This window comes from Comamonas sp. DB36 (assembly GCF_057914905.1).
Genome location: NZ_CP196631.1, coordinates 2062512 through 2077119 on the forward strand (window position 1 = coordinate 2062512; position 14608 = coordinate 2077119).

13 protein-coding genes are annotated in these 14608 nt (G+C 66.4%); 6 read left to right on the forward strand and 7 right to left on the reverse strand.

The features are described from left to right. Positions 1-27 precede the first annotated feature (27 nt). Positions 28-1908: an FTR1 family protein gene (locus ACSVDO_RS09570; protein WP_489596113.1), complete on the forward strand. Its 1881-nt coding sequence runs from the start codon at positions 28-30 to the stop codon at positions 1906-1908. A 79-nt stretch (positions 1909-1987) separates the two neighbouring features. Here ACSVDO_RS09570 and ACSVDO_RS09575 read toward each other — a convergent pair whose 3' ends face one another. Then, positions 1988-2386 carry a hypothetical protein gene (locus tag ACSVDO_RS09575; RefSeq protein ID WP_489596115.1) on the reverse strand — a complete coding sequence of 133 codons (399 nt, stop codon included), beginning with the start codon at positions 2384-2386 and terminating at the stop codon, positions 1988-1990. A 20-nt stretch (positions 2387-2406) separates the two neighbouring features. Between ACSVDO_RS09575 and ACSVDO_RS09580 the strand changes: the two genes are divergently transcribed. Next, entirely contained in the window at positions 2407-3426 is a 1020-nt protein-coding gene (locus ACSVDO_RS09580) for an MBL fold metallo-hydrolase (protein WP_489596117.1), read from the forward strand. A 36-nt stretch (positions 3427-3462) separates the two neighbouring features. Here the strand turns inward: ACSVDO_RS09580 and ACSVDO_RS09585 are convergent, their stop codons facing one another. The 5 genes from ACSVDO_RS09585 to ACSVDO_RS09605 form a co-directional block, all read right to left on the reverse strand. Beyond that, entirely contained in the window at positions 3463-4377 is a 915-nt protein-coding gene (locus ACSVDO_RS09585; RefSeq protein WP_489596119.1) for an ankyrin repeat domain-containing protein, read from the reverse strand. A gap of 241 nt (positions 4378-4618) precedes the next feature. Continuing rightward, positions 4619-6211, reverse strand: a complete 1593-nt coding sequence (locus tag ACSVDO_RS09590) for an MFS transporter (protein WP_489596121.1) — start codon at positions 6209-6211, stop codon at positions 4619-4621. Positions 6212-6213: 2 nt separating this feature from the next. After that, positions 6214-8103, reverse strand: a complete 1890-nt coding sequence (locus ACSVDO_RS09595; RefSeq protein WP_489596122.1) for an amidohydrolase — start codon at positions 8101-8103, stop codon at positions 6214-6216. A gap of 81 nt (positions 8104-8184) precedes the next feature. Beyond that, complete coding sequence (locus tag ACSVDO_RS09600; RefSeq protein ID WP_489596124.1) at positions 8185-8868, reverse strand: hydrolase; 684 nt, start codon at positions 8866-8868, stop codon at positions 8185-8187. Between the two features lie 60 nt (positions 8869-8928). Then, on the reverse strand, positions 8929-9648 hold the full coding sequence (locus ACSVDO_RS09605; RefSeq protein ID WP_489596126.1) for a pirin family protein: 720 nt from the start codon (positions 9646-9648) through the stop codon (positions 8929-8931). 163 nt (positions 9649-9811) lie between these two features. On the opposite strand from ACSVDO_RS09605, the gene ACSVDO_RS09610 reads away from it, so the two are divergent. Further along, the gene (locus ACSVDO_RS09610; protein WP_332534245.1) at positions 9812-10714 is read left to right on the forward strand and encodes a LysR family transcriptional regulator; all 903 of its coding nucleotides are present in this window, start codon (positions 9812-9814) and stop codon (positions 10712-10714) included. Here the strand turns inward: ACSVDO_RS09610 and ACSVDO_RS09615 are convergent, their stop codons facing one another. Further along, positions 10715-11923 (reverse strand): MFS transporter, encoded by a 1209-nt coding sequence (locus tag ACSVDO_RS09615; RefSeq protein ID WP_489596127.1) that lies wholly within the window; start codon positions 11921-11923, stop codon positions 10715-10717. A 155-nt stretch (positions 11924-12078) separates the two neighbouring features. Here ACSVDO_RS09615 and ACSVDO_RS09620 point away from each other — a divergent pair, with 155 nt between their 5' ends. The 3 genes from ACSVDO_RS09620 to ACSVDO_RS09630 all read left to right on the forward strand — a co-directional run bounded on the left by ACSVDO_RS09620 (position 12079) and on the right by ACSVDO_RS09630 (position 14573). Then, the gene (locus tag ACSVDO_RS09620) at positions 12079-12996 is read left to right on the forward strand and encodes a LysR family transcriptional regulator (protein WP_489596129.1); all 918 of its coding nucleotides are present in this window, start codon (positions 12079-12081) and stop codon (positions 12994-12996) included. Positions 12997-13119: 123 nt separating this feature from the next. Then, positions 13120-13458, forward strand: coding sequence for a helix-turn-helix transcriptional regulator (locus ACSVDO_RS09625; RefSeq protein ID WP_489596131.1), 339 nt, complete (start codon positions 13120-13122; stop codon positions 13456-13458). A gap of 17 nt (positions 13459-13475) precedes the next feature. After that, positions 13476-14573 carry a carboxynorspermidine decarboxylase gene (locus tag ACSVDO_RS09630; RefSeq protein WP_489596133.1) on the forward strand — a complete coding sequence of 366 codons (1098 nt, stop codon included), beginning with the start codon at positions 13476-13478 and terminating at the stop codon, positions 14571-14573. Positions 14574-14608 lie beyond the last annotated feature (35 nt).

Below are 14608 nucleotides of genomic sequence, written 5' to 3' on the forward strand. Positions count from 1 at the left end.
GTCTGCGCTTCGCTTGTCTGTGCGCTGATGCTGTCCCTTGCTGCTGCGGCACATGCGGGCGAGGCCGATGTCCGCCGCATCTGGCAACTGCTCGATTACCTTGCTGTCGACTATCCGGGGGCAGTCAAGGACGGCGCGGTGATCAATGCGTCGGAGTTCGAGGAGATGCGCGAGTTCGCAAGGACGGGCCAGGCCAAGCTCGCCGCGCTAGAGCCCCACGCCGAGCAGGCCGCGCTGCTCGCCCAGGCGCAGGCGCTGTCCGATGCCATCGAGGCGAAGAAGCCTGCCGCGCAGGTCGCGACTCTGGCCAAGGCGCTGGCCAATCATCTGCTCGCGGCCTACCCTGTGCCGTCCTCTCCGGCAAGCGCTCCGCTGGTGGCCCAGGCGGCGGCGCTCTACCAGGCGCAGTGCGCGGCCTGCCATGGCACGAGCGGCGCTGGCGACGGCCCCGCGGGGCTGCAGCTGGAGCCGCGCCCCGTGGCCTTCACCGACCAGGACCGGGCGCGCGAACGCAGCACGTTTGCGCTCTACCAGGCCATCTCCCAGGGCATAGAAGGCACGGCCATGCCGGGCTTCGGCACGATCTCCGAATCCGACCGCTGGGCGCTGGCGTTCTTCATCGGTCAGTTCGCCCATGACGCGGCCGAAGTCAAGGCCGGCGAAACGGTCTGGCGCGAGAATGCCGCGGTGCGCGCCCAGCTCACCAGCCTGGATGCGCTGTCGCGCACCACGCAGTCTGAACTGGCCGCGCAGGTGGGCGAAGCCCCCGCGGCGGCGGCCATGGCCTATCTGCATTCGCATCCCGAGGCTGTGGTGCAGAAGCTGGGCATGGGTTTCGATGTGGCCCGCCAGAAGCTGGCGCAAAGCGTTCAGGCCTATGAAAAGGGCGAAGCTGCGCGCGCGACGGATCTCGCGCTGTCGGCCTATCTGGACGGCGTGGAACCCATAGAGCCCACGCTGGCCACGCGCGACGCCGCGTTGATGGGCCGCATAGAGACCGCGATGGGCCACTACCGCTCGTTGCTGTCCGGCAAGGCCTCGATGCCGGAACTGCAGGCGCAGCTCGACACCATCGACGGCCTGTTCCACGAAGCAGATACCTTGCTTGGATCGAGCGCCGATGCCACGGCGGCCTTCCTCGGCAGCTTTACCATCCTGGTGCGCGAAGGGCTGGAAGCGCTGCTGGTGGTCGTCGCCATGCTCGCGTTTCTGCGCAAGGCCGAACGCGGCGACATGCTGCGCTATGTACATGCGGGCTGGGTCGGCGCGCTGGCCATGGGCGCGGTGACCTGGGCGATAGCTACCTACTTTGTGAGCATCAGTGGCGCCAGCCGCGAAGTCACCGAAGGGCTTTCTTCGCTCTTTGCCGCCGTCGTGCTGCTGAGCGTGGGTATGTGGATGCACCAAAAGAGCATGGCCGGCGCATGGCAGCAGTACCTGCACGACAAGCTGTCCACGGCCTTGAGCCGCAGGTCCGCCTGGTTCATGTTCGGCTTGTCGTTCATTGCCGTCTACCGCGAAGTGTTTGAAACCATATTGTTCTACGCCGCGCTGTGGGAGCAGGGCAATCACGATGCCGTGCTGGGCGGTCTGGTCAGCGGCGCCGTGGTGCTGGCCATCATTGCGCTGGCGCTGCTGCGCTTCAGCGCGCGACTGCCCATAGGCAAATTCTTCACCTGGAGTTCCGCGCTGGTCGCGCTGCTGGCGGTGGTGCTTACCGGCAAGGGCATTGCCGCGCTGCAGGAAGCGGGTTGGCTGGGCGCAGCGTCATTCAGCGGCCCACGCATAGACCTTCTGGGCATTTATCCTTCACTGCAGGGCGTGTTTGCCCAGCTGCTGATGGCGGCGCTGGTGATCTCGGGCTTCTGGTGGAATGCGCGCGTGGCGGCACGGAAGGCGCGCGTGTAGCGCTGCGCCAAGGGCGCCCCGGCATGGTCTGGGGCGCTGGCCCAGCGGCTGCGACCCAGATGGGGCGTTGACATGGTTTTCAGCGCAGCGCAATGGTGTTGCATCCGGCCAGCGCCGTGTGCGGCTGGTGGCTGAGCGCGCTCATCGTGGTGCTTGGCAAGCGCGCATGCAGCACCGCCGCTTCGGTTTTCTTGTTCAGCGTTGACGTGCTTTCGTCCAGAAACATCAAGGGGCGACCACGACGGTGTTCGCGCCGGCCGGCACAGCCGCGCCGGTGATCGCGCGCCTCCATCCCGAGATCAACAAGGCCTTGCAGCACGCCGATATCGTGGCCCTGGGTGAAAAGCTCGGTGTTACGCTGGTGGGCGGCACGCCCGGTCAGTTGGGCGCGCTGCAGAAATCCGACTCCGTCAAATGGGCCGAAGTCATTCGCAAGGGTGGCATCAAGGCCGATTGAGCCCGGGTCGAAAGACACCATTCAACCAGGAGACAGGCTTCATGACTTTTCAGCCACAACGAGTCGCCGGGCTGTGCCTGCTGGCCGGCATCACCGCTTTGTGGGGCTGCGCCGGCCCGGCGCGCCAGGCGCAAGCGCCTTCCGAGGCCAGTGTCGCCGCGCATGTGCAGGCCGCGACGCAGGCCGCGGGCAGCGATCTGCGCGAAGTGCTGGCGCTTTGCAAGCCCGCGCCGGCGACGCGCGCGGCGCAGGACGCCATGGACAAGGGCCTGCGCGCGCTGATCAACAAGCCCGCGCCGCCGCCGGGCCGGGCTTTCGACAATCTCTATTTCGTTGGCGGCGACTGGTCCAGCGCCTGGGCCATCGATACGCCCGAAGGCATCATTCTCATCGATGCGCTCAATACCCCGATGGAGGCCGCGGCGCTGATCGAGGGCGGGTTGCGCAAGCAGGGGCTGGATCCGGCGCGCATTCGCTACATCATCGTGTCGCACGGCCATGGCGACCACTATGGCGGTGCGCCGTATCTCGCGCAGAAGTATGGTGCGCGGGTGGTGATGAGCGATCTGGACTGGACCATGACCGAAACGCGGCTGGAGTTCGCAACGCCGATCTGGGGGGCGCCGCCCAAGCGCGATATCTCGGTCAAGGATGGGGACCGCATCACGCTGGGCAACACCAGCGTCACGCTCCATGTGATTCCCGGCCACACCTGGGGCACGCTGGCTTCGGTGTTCGATGTGGCGTGGCAAGGCAAGACGCACCGCGTGTTGCTCTGGGGCGGCACGGGCTTCAACTTCGGCAAGGACATACCGCGGCTTGAAGCCTATGGCGCCTCCACGCAGCGCATGGCCAGTCTTTCCCGCAGCCAGGGCATCGATGTGATGCTGTCCAACCATTCGCGCATGGATGGTTCGCAGACCAAGCTGGAGAGACTGCGCCAGGACCCGGGCACGCCTGCCAATCCTTTTGTGATTGGCCAACCCACCGTCGAGCGCACGTTGACGGTGATGAATCAATGCGCATTGGCGCAGCGCGACCGGTTTGCGCTGATGCCTTGATGCGTGATGCCGGCCCGGCGGCCGGCAACATGGCGCCTAACTGGTGTGCCAAGGCCCGCAAGGAGCTGTCGGCAAGGAGGGGAGCAAAACGCCTGTCAGTTCGATGTCCGTCGGGACATCGATGACAGCCGGGCAGGGGGCGGCGACTTGCGTGGACAGGTCGATGTCCGACATGGTTTGATTCGTCTCCATGCCATCGGTATCGTCGTGGTTCACGGCTCCCGGCAACACCTGGACATTGTGCTGATCGTCAGACCTTGCTGACCATGGCAGCCGGGCAGGGTCGGTGCCTGGCTGTTCCACGCGTGAATCGCGTTGCGCGAGCATCGCGTACAGCTCCTGCCCAACCCCTTGCCACTGCGCAATCAGCCAGGCGGTCTGCCCGTTGTATGGATTGGCAAGATGTTCATTTGCGCCATTTTCCACAAGCACCTCGGTGGCGTGAAAGTTGGCGTTGTAGAGCGCGACCATCAAGGGGGTGTTCCCGTCGAAGGGATTGATGAAATTGGGATCTGCACCGTGCTCCAGCAGAGTTTTCATCGTGTTCCCAAAAGGCATGGACATTGCCACGATGATGGGGGTAACGCAGGTCCGCGAATCGACGAAATTCACATTCGCTCCACCCTTTAGCAGCCTCCACACTTCCACAGGCTCCGCGCGTTCAACCGCGTCCATCAGCCTCCTGTCCAGCATCAGTTGCGACTGCGCATCGGCCGCCAGTGCGGCCATCAGGGTTTCGCCCGTGGCGCGCGGCGCCGTTGGAACCATTGCGGGCAGCAGGGGCTGCGCGGCATCCTGTTCCAATGCGTCTGCGGGCAGGTAGCTTCGCTTCACCGTGGCGACATCGTCGTCTTCTTCCGCGGGTGGCCGCGGCCGGCGCATGCCCTCGATACACGGTGAAGAGGGGGCCGCATGCATCCCGGTGCTGTTGGCCGGCTTGGGGTCACGCATGGGCAGTGCCTCCGGCATCTTCGGCGTGCATGGGAAGCGGATGGCAGTGTGGAAGCTGGTTTCGCATCTGATGTTGAAGTTGAATTATCTATCGATTGAAATTAAATCATAGATTTTATCTATCAAAAGAATTTTTATGTTGAACGCGACGGATTTGTCGTTTTGAAAACACGCCTGCTGCGGTCGATGGGTGCGCAAGGCGCGCAGGCCCTGCATGTTTCTGCAGCGGACAACCGCTTGGCTACTGCGCCAGCGCCAGGAAGTGCTGCACCTGCGGTTTGTCCGGACCGCTGTGCCATTGCAGCACCTCGCCCTGCAGATCCGCATCAGCTTTCGACACGCGCTGGTGCTGGCGCAGATGTTCGGCCCACGACGCCACCAGAAACCATTCCATCACCTGCTGCGCGTCGGCGCTGTGCTCCATCACGCCCCAGGCGTAGGCGCCGTCGCGCAGCCGTTCATGCGACAGGCGGCGGATGGCGGCAAGGAATGCCGGGCGGTTTTCAGCGCGCACCTGGTAGGTGATCTGCACCATGACCGGGCCGCGGTCGTGGGCCACGGGTTCGCTCGGCAGCGGCTCGGGCCAGTGGTTGGATGGTTGCAGATCCGCCTCGCCGGCCGGCAGCCGGGCGCGGTGGAACAGCAGGGCAACGATCACCAAGCCGGCAGCGCTCGCGGCCAGCGCCCAGGGCAGGCCGATGGCGCGCGCCAGCAGGCCCCAGCCCAGGCTGCCCGCGGCCAGCGCGCCGTTGAACACCGTGAGGTAGACGGCGAGACCCCGGCCGCGCACCCAGTTCGGCAGTATGGCCTGGGCCACGCTGTTGAACGTGGTCAGCGCCGTGATCCAGCCCATGCCCAGCAGCAGCATCAGCACGACGGCCAGCCATTGCGGCGGCGCAAACACTAGGGCGGCCATGACACCGGCGCTCAGCAGCGAAGCCGCCAGCACCAGGCCGTCGGCATCGAGCCAGCGTCGCAGATGCGGCATGACCAGTGCACCGGCAATGGCGCCCGCCCCCACCGCGCCCAGCATCACGCCATAGAAGCCCGCCGTGCCGCCCAGCATCTGGCGCGCCACCAGCGGCAGCAGCGCCCAGACCGCGCTGGCGAACAGGAAGAACACGGCGGCGCGCAGCAGCACGCGGTGCAGTTCCTGGCTGGCCCAGGTGTAGCGCAGGCCGGCGCGAAACGCGCCCAGGAAGTTCTCCGACAGCGTGCTGTCGGCGGCTTTCGGCCGCTTCCACCACACAAGGGCGGCAATCACGAACACGTAGCTCAGCACATCGAGGCCATAGGTCACGGCCGCGCCAAAGCTCGCCAATATCAACCCGCCGGCCGCGGGGCCGATGGCGCGCGCGATATTGATGCCCAGCGAGTTGAGCGCCACCGCGCCCTTGAGGTCGGCGCGCGGCACCAATTCGGGCACGATGGACTGCCAGGTCGGCCCCATCAGCGCCGCGCCTATGCCGCCGATGAAGGTCAGCGCAATCAGATACTCGACGGTCAGCGCGCCGGTATGCGACAGCAGCAGCAGCGTGCCGCTGACAGAGGCCAGCACCAGTTGCACGAAGATCAGAAAGCGCCGGCGGTCCAGAATGTCCGACAGCACACCCGCAGGGATGGCCAGCAGGAAGATGGGCAGCGTGGCTGCGGTCTGGATCAATGCCACGGCCGTGGGGCTGGCCGAGAGGTCGGTCACGAGCCAGGAGCTGGCGACATCGCGCATGAAGCTGCCGGTGTTGCCGAGCACGGTGGCGGCCCAGAGCACGGCAAACACCGGCTGGCGCAGCGCGGCAAAGCTGCCGGCGCTGGAGGGGGTGGCGTGGGTGCCCATGTTCATACCGCCCAGCAGGCGCAGCCCAGCGCGCCCCAGAAGCTCTTGGCGTCCGATGTGGGCAGCTGCGTGTTCCAGGAACTGCCGTGCGCATGGCCGTGCACATTGCACAGGCTGGCGCAGGCACAGGCCGCCGCGGCCTGCTGGGCCAGGTTCTTCAGCGGGCCGCTGTCCTTGGCGCCCCAGGCACCGTAGCCGCCGAAGCGGCGCACCGGCGACCAGTCGGGCATGGCCGGGGGCAGCGCGGCTTCGTCGAAGCGCGTGAAATCGCCGGCGGCGTAGACCACCTTGCCGCCCACCATGGTCAGCAGCGCCGAAGTGTCGGCAATGTCGGATTCGGGGCAGGCAAAGAAGTCGCGGTCGGGAACGACCAGGTCGGCGAGCTGGCCGGCCTCGATGCGGCCCTTCTTGCCTTCCTCGTTGGAGAACCAGGTGACGTTCTCGGTCCACATGCGCAGCGCCTGCTCGCGGTCCAGGCAGTTGCGCTGGGGCGTGAGCTGCAGGCCGCCGACGGTGCGGCCCGTGACCAGCCACGACAGCGAGACCCAGGGGTTGTAGCTCGCGACCCGCGTGGCGTCGGTGCCGGCCGAGGTCTTGACGCCCATCTCCAGCATGCGCTTGACGGGCGGAGTGGCCTCGGCGGCGCGTGCGCCGTATTGCTCGACGAAGTATTCGCCCTGGTAGGCCATGCGGTGCTGCACGGCCACGCCGCCGCCCAGGGCCGCGACGCGTTCGATGGAACGGTCGGAAATCGTCTCGGCGTGGTCGAAGAACCAGTTCAGACCCGTGAGCGGAGTGTCCTGGTTGACCTTCTCGAACACATCGAGCGCGCGGCTGATGGTCTCATCGTAGGTCGCATGCATGCGCCACGGCCAGCGGTTCTGCGCCAGCACGCGCACCACTTCCTCGAGTTCGCCTTCCATACCGGCCTCGAGCTCGGGCCGCGGCTGGCGGAAATCCTCGAAGTCGGCGGCCGAGAACACCAGCATTTCACCCGCGCCGTTGTGGCGGAAATAGTCGTCGCCCTGCTTGTACTTGGAGGTCGCGGTCCAGTTCAGGAAATCTTCCTTTTCCTGCTTGGGTTTTTGCGTGAAAAGGTTGTAGGCCAGGCGTATGGTCAGCTGGTCGGCTGCGGCCAGCTCCTCGATCACCGCGTAATCGTCGGGATAGTTCTGGAAGCCGCCGCCGGCGTCGATGGCGCCGGTCACGCCCAGGCGGTTGAGCTCACGCATGAAGTGGCGCGTGGAGTTGATCTGGTACTCGCGCGGCAGCTTGGGGCCCAGGGCCAGCGTGGCGTAGAGAATGGCCGCGTTGGGCTTGGCCAGCAGCAGGCCCGTGGGGTTGCCCGCGCTGTCGCGCAGGATCTCGCCGCCATGCGGCGCGGGCGTGTCGCGGGTATAGCCCACGGCGCGCAGCGCCGCGCCGTTGAGCAGCGCGCGGTCATAGAGGTGCAGGATGAACACCGGCGTGTCGGGCGCGGCGGCATTGAGCTCCTCCAGCGTGGGCAGGCGCTTTTCGACGAACTGGTGCTCGGTGAAGCCGCCGACCACGCGCACCCATTGCGGCGCGGGCGTGATGTCGACCTGGGCGCGCAGCATCGCCATCGCGTCGGCCAGGCTGCGCACGCCGTCCCAGCGCAGCTCCATGTTGAAGTTGAGCCCGCCGCGGATGATGTGCAGATGGTTGTCGATCAGGCCCGGCAGCGCGCTGCGGCCCTGCAGGTCAATGCGGCGCGTTCCCGCGCCCGCGAGCGCGAGTACTTCGGCATTGCTGCCCACATGGACAAAGCGGCCGTCGGTGATGGCCACGGCCTGGGCCGTGGGATTGGCGCGGTCCAGCGTGGTGAAGCGGCCGTTGAAGAGAACGAGGTCGGGCGTGGAAGGCAATGGCATGGTGTGTCCTGGAATGCGGGGCGCACGCACCCCATTGGTCTTTGGCAGACGCCCCGAGCGTAATGCCCGGGGCGCGTCCCATCAGCCTTCGTGGGCGTTGAACATGCTCTTGGCGTAGTTGATGCCAATGCCGTAGGCGCCGCCGAACTTCTTGGCAATGCCGGTGGTCATCTCATAGGAATCGGTGCGCGCCCAGTCGCGCTGCAGCTCCAGCAGGTATTGCAGCGAAGTGATGGGGCGGGCGCCGGCCTGCACCATGCGGTCCATCGCACGCTCATGGGCCTCGGTGGAGACATCGCCGCAGGCATCGGCAATCACATAGACCTCGAAGCCCTGGTCCAGCGCCGACAGCGCGGGGCCCACGATGCAGACGCTGGTCCACAGGCCGGCCAGCACGATGCGCGGCTTGGCGATCTCGTTGACGCGGCGGATCACGGCCTCGTCTTCCCAGGTGTTCATCGAGGTGCGGTCCAGCAGCGCCTGGCCGGGGAAGGGCGCGGTCACTTCCTCGAACATCGGGCCGCTGAAGCTTTTCTCGGCCACCGTGGTGAGGATGGTCGAGACGCCGAAGCCGGCGGCGGCATGCGAGACCAGCGCGGCGTTGTTGCGCAGCGTCACGGCGTCTATCGAATGCGTGGCAAACGCCATCTGCGACTGGAAGTCGATCATCACCAGCGTGTGGTCGTTGGCGTTGAGCAGCGTGGCGCCGGGCTTGGCCACTGCAACAGGTTGAGCGACAGGTTGGGCGATGTTGGCGTTGTTCATGGCGATATCTCCGAAACTGAATGAATTAAATGAATTGAATGAATGCGTGAAAACGGGGGCTTACATGCCGGGCAGCTCGTTGGGGCGCAGGTCGAAGACCAGCACTTCGGCGTTCTCGCCCTGGTCGAAGCGCAGCGCGCCGGCGTTGCGGATGCGCGCACCGTCGCCTTCGGCCAGGCGCTCGCCGTTGACCTCCACGCTGCCCTGGGCCACATGCACATAGACATGGCGGTTGGCGGCAACTTCCAGCGTCGCGGCTTCGTCGCCGTCGAACAGGCCGGCGTAGACCCGGGCGTCCTGGCGCACGGCCAGCGCGCCTTGTTCGCCCTGGGGCGCGATGATCAGGCGCAGGCGGCCGCGCTTTTCGGCTTCTTCAAAGTGCACCTGCTGGTAGCGGGGCTCGGCGCCGCGCTCGTTGGGCACGATCCAGATCTGCAGGAAGTGCACCGGAGCTTCGGCCGAGTGGTTGAACTCGCTGTGCTGCACGCCGCTGCCGGCGCTCATCATCTGCACGTCGCCGGGACGTATCACCGAGCCCGTGCCCATCGAGTCCTTGTGCGCCAGTTCGCCTTCAAGCACATAGGAGAAGATCTCCATGTCGCGGTGGCCGTGGGTGCCAAAGCCCTGGGCCGCGGCCACGCGGTCGTCGTTGATCACCAGCAGGTCGGAGAAGCCTTGCTGGTTGGCATCACGGTAGCTGCCGAACGAGAAGGTGTGGCGCGATTGCAGCCAGCCATGGTTGGCGCGGCCGCGGTGGTCTGCTTTGCGGATTTCGATCATGATGTGTGCCCTTTCGTTCGATGAAATTCATGCAAGGTTTTCAGCGTTTTTGCTGCGTTCCTTGCTGCGATGAATGTAGTTTCTCGCTTTTTGGCCGCTTGTAGATTGAAGGTTTTGGCGATTCATCATCGATAATTTCGAATATGGAATTTTTGGAGTTGCCATGCTCAAACTGTCGCTGGAAGCCATAGAAATCGTCGATGCCATTGCGCGCCATGGCTCGTTTGCCGCCGCCGCCGAGCGCCTCTACAAGGTGCCGTCGACCATCTCCTACGCGGTCGCCAAGCTCGAAGACCAGCTCGGGCTGGCGCTGTTCGTGCGCAACGGCCCGCGCGTGACGCTGACCCCCGCGGGCCAGGAAATGCTCAAGGAAGGGCGCTGGCTGCTGGCCGCGGCGCGCCAGCTCGAGTCGCGCATGCGGCAGATCTCCACGGGTTTCGAGGCCGAGCTGCGGCTGGTGCACGACTCGCTGATTCCCACCAGCGCGTTCAACCCCGACATCTGCGCGTTCGAGGACCTGAACTGCGGCACGCGGCTGCGCATAGGCAGCGAGGCCATGACCGGCACCTGGGAAATGCTGCGCGAAGGCCGGGCCGATCTGATCGTCGCCGCGGGCGAAGGCCCGCCCGGCGGCGGCTACAAGGCCGTGGCCGTGGGCAGCCTGGAGTTCGCTTTCTGCGTCACGCCCACGCATCCGCTGGCAAAGCTGCAGCGGCCGCTGGTGCGCGACGATCTGCTCGAACACACGGCCATCGTCGTGGGCGACGGCGCGCGCTCGTCGGCCGACCGCACCGTGGGCCTGCTGATGGGCCAGCGGCGCATCACCGTGCCCAGCATGCAGGCCAAGATCGCGGCCCAGACCGCGGGCCTGGGCCATGGATTTTTGCCGCGCGCCTGCGTGCGCGCCGACCTCGAGCAGGGCGTGCTGGTCGAACTGCAGATCGAGCAGCCGCGCCCGCCCGAGACATTCTGGCTGGCCTGGAGCACCGAGCGCATGGGCGAAGCGCTCAAGTGGTGGATTCAGCGGCTGGACCGGCCGTTGCTGCCGGGCATACTGCCGTTCTGATCAGCGGCGCAGGCGCAGGATGAGCGCTGCCAGCGCCGTGCCGGTGGCCAGCGCGGTCACGGCCATCCAGCCGAAATGCGCGAACAGCTGGGCGGCCAGGGCCGAGCCAACGGCCATGCCGATGAACATTCCCGTGAACAGCACCGCATTGAGCCGGCTGCGCGCCGCGGGGTCCAGGCCGTAGATGATGCTCTGGTGGGCAATCAGCGCGGCCTGTATTCCCAGATCGAAGCCTATCGCGGCTGCGACCAGCAGCCCCAGCTGCGCGCCCGCAGGAATGAAGCCGGCCAGCGCCATGGCCGCAAACGACAGCGTCACCAGGCCCGCGCCCAGCCGCGTCACGAGGGCGGGGCCGTGCTTGTCGGCAATGCGCCCGGCCAGCGGTGCGGCCAGCGCGCCGGCCGCGCCGGCCAGGCCGAACGCGCCCGCTGCGGCCGCGCCCAGATGGAAAGGCGCGCCATGCAGCATCACGGCCAGGGTCGACCAGAACGCGCTGAAGCCTATCGACAACAGGGCCTGGGCCAGGGTTGCGCGGCGCAGCGCGGGGTGTGCGCGCCACAGCGCTCCCAGCGAGGCGAGCAGCGCAATGTAGGGCAGCTGCGTGGTCACGGCAAAGCGCGGCAGGCGCCGCCAGGCGGCCAGGCCCAGCAAGGCGATGCTCACGGCGGCGGCGGCAAACATCGCGCGCCAGCCCCATTGCTCGGCGACGAAACCGCTGACCACGCGCGACAGCAGAATGCCCAGCAGCAGGCCGGTCATCACCGTGCCCACGACCTTGCCGCGCCGGGCCGCGGGCGCCAGCGTCGCGGCCGCGGGAACGATGTCCTGGGCCAGCGAGGCCGACAGGCCTATGACCAGGCTCGCGGCCAGCAGTGTCGCCAGCGACGGCGCGAGGGCCGCGAGCGCCAGCGCGGCGCACAGCACGGCCGCCTTGCCCAGAATGATGCGGCGCCGGTCGTATTTGTCGCCCAGCGGGGCGAGGAAAAGAATGCCCAGCGCATAGCCCAGCTGCGTCAGCGTGGGCAGCAGGCCCACCGACTGCGTCGAAGCTCCCATGTCGGCGCCCAGCACGCCCAGCATGGGCTGGCTGTAGTAGAGCGTGGCGGCCGCGAGGCCGGCGCCGCTGGCGAGCAGCAGGGTCAGCGACATGGGCAGGGCGGTCGTCGAGGCTGGAGTGGTGTCTGGGCTGGGTGCAGGTTGGGCGGACATGGTGGATTCCTGGAAATCGGTGGCGGGAGCCGACAACAAAAGTGTGCCTGGGGAAAACCCTTGTGTTGGCGATGCCCAGAGATTAATCTTTGCGTTCCCGTAATGGAATATGCTTTGTCTGCAATGCACGGTTGCGATAAACGCAAATATGAGTCATGGACAAACTTCAAGCCTTGCGCGCTTTCATGGATGTGGCGCAAACCGGCGGCTTCTCCAAGGCCGCCCAGCGCCGCGGCGTCGCGACCTCGTCGGTCACGCGGCTGATCGACGGCCTGGAGGCCTCGCTCGGTGTGTCACTGCTCACGCGCTCCACGCGCCAGGTGGCGCTGACCGATGCGGGCGCGGCCTATCTCGAGCAGATCACGCGGCTGCTCTCGGACCTTGATGAAGCCGACGCCAGCGTGTCCGACGGCGGCGTCGAGGCCGTGGGCCCGCTGCGCGTGTCGGTGCCGGTCACGTTCGGCCGGCTGTGCCTGGGGCCGCATATCGCCCGATTCCTGCATGGGCATCCGCGCGTCTCGCTGGAGCTGGTGCTGTCCGATGCCTATGTCGATCTGGCCGCGGAACGCATCGATGTCGCGGTGCGCATAGGCGTGCCGGACAACGCGCCCCAGCTGATCGTGCGCGAGCTTTCCGGGCATCACCGCTATGTGGTCGCGAGCCCGCAGTATCTGCGCTGCCACGGCAGGCCCGCACAGCCCGCCGACCTGGGCCTGCACGAGTGCCTGCGCTATGCCTACCAATACCAGGCCGGGCCCCAACGCTGGTCCTTCCTGCGCGCGGGCGAGGAACTGGGCGTGGAGGTCAACGGGCGGCTCGCGGCCAACAGCGGCGACATGCTGCGCGATGCCGCGCTGGGCGGGGCCGGCATTGCGCTGCTGTCGCACTGGCTGGTCGAGGACGACGTGCAGGCGGGGCGGCTGCAGCGGCTGTTCGCGGACTACGAGATCAATCCACGCGAGCACCGCGTGAGCATCCATGCGGCGTATCTGCCCAACCGCCGGCATTCGCGCAAGGTACACGCTTTCCTGGATTTTCTGCAGTCCTGCATCGCGGCCCGGCCGCAGGGCTGACGGCAGCGCCCGGCGTGCAAAGTCGCACGTTCCATGCCGCTATTGGCGGGCGGATATGCAGTGCCCGCCATATGTCGTTAAAGTCATATTCCGAGTCCGTTCCGGACTTCAAGGAATTGCATTATGGCGACCAAGCGTATGCCTGATCCCGCGCCGCTGCCGGCCCCTGCGCCGCTGGCCATGATCCGTCTCAAGGACTTGCGCAAGAACGCAGGCAGGACCCAGGAAGACCTCGCGCTTGCCCTGGGCGTGGGCCAGGACACCATCTCCCGGCTCGAGAAACGCAGCGACATGCTGCTGTCCACGCTGCGGCATTACGTTGCCAGCGTGGGTGGCGAGCTGACGCTGGTCGCACGCTTTTCCGATCGACCCGCGGTGGTCATAGACCATCTGGGCGAAGACCGGCCCGTCATCCGAGCGCGCAAGCGCGACCTGAGGTCCGCCAAGGACGGCGAACCCTAGCGTTAATCACCTTTGAAATGATCCCCACTCCTTACTATCTCATCGACAAATCCGCGCTGCTGCGCAACCTGCAAACGATAGACCATGTGCGCACCCATTCGGGCGCCAAGGTGCTGCTGGCGCTCAAGTGCTTTGCCACCTGGTCGGTGTTCGACCTGATGCGCGAATACATGGACGGCACGACCTCGTCATCGCTTTACGAGGTCAAGCTGGGCCAGCAGAAGTTCGGCGGCGAGACCCATGCCTACAGCGTTGCCTTTGCCGACCACGAGATCGAGGAAGTCGTTGCTCACAGCGACAAGATCATCTTCAATTCCATTGCCCAGCTCGAGCGCTTCGCGCCGCTGACGCGCGCGCTGCCCCGCGGCCTGCGCCTGAACCCCGGCGTGAGCTGCGCCGGCTTCGACCTGGCGGACCCGGCCCGGCCCTTCAGCCGGCTGGGCGAATCCGATCCGGCGCGCATCCTGTCCGTGATCGACGCCATCGACGGCGTGATGATCCACAACAACTGCGAGAACCAGGACTTTGCGCGCTTCGATGCCTTGCTGAGCGAAGTCGAGCAGCGCTATGGCGCAATCCTGGGCCGGCTCCAATGGGTGAGCCTGGGCGGCGGCATACGCTTTACCGCGCCCGGCTACCCGCTGGACGCATTCTGCGCACGGCTGCGGCGCTTTGCGCAGGACCATGGCGTGCAGGTCTATCTGGAACCGGGCGAAGCCACGGTGCGCGAGACCACGACGCTCGAGGTCAGCGTGCTCGACCTGGGCTTCAACGGCAAGGCGCTGGCCATAGTCGACAGCTCGACCGAAGCGCACATGCTGGACCTGCTGATCTACCGCGAGACCGCGGCCATGGGCGACGGCAAGGGCGAACATGTCTACCAGGTCTGCGGCAAGACCTGCCTGGCGGGCGACATTTTCGGCGACGCGCGCCTGGCCAGACCGCTGCAGGTCGGCGACCGGCTGTCGATTGCCGACGCCGGCGCCTACACCATGGTCAAGAAGAACTGGTTCAACGGCATCCACATGCCGGCCATTGCCGTGCGCGAACTCGACGGCAGCGAGCGCCTGGTGCGCCAATTCACTTTTGAGGATTACGTCGCGAGCCTGTCCTGAGACGGCCGACCAAAGCATGTGAACGAAAGAGAGGA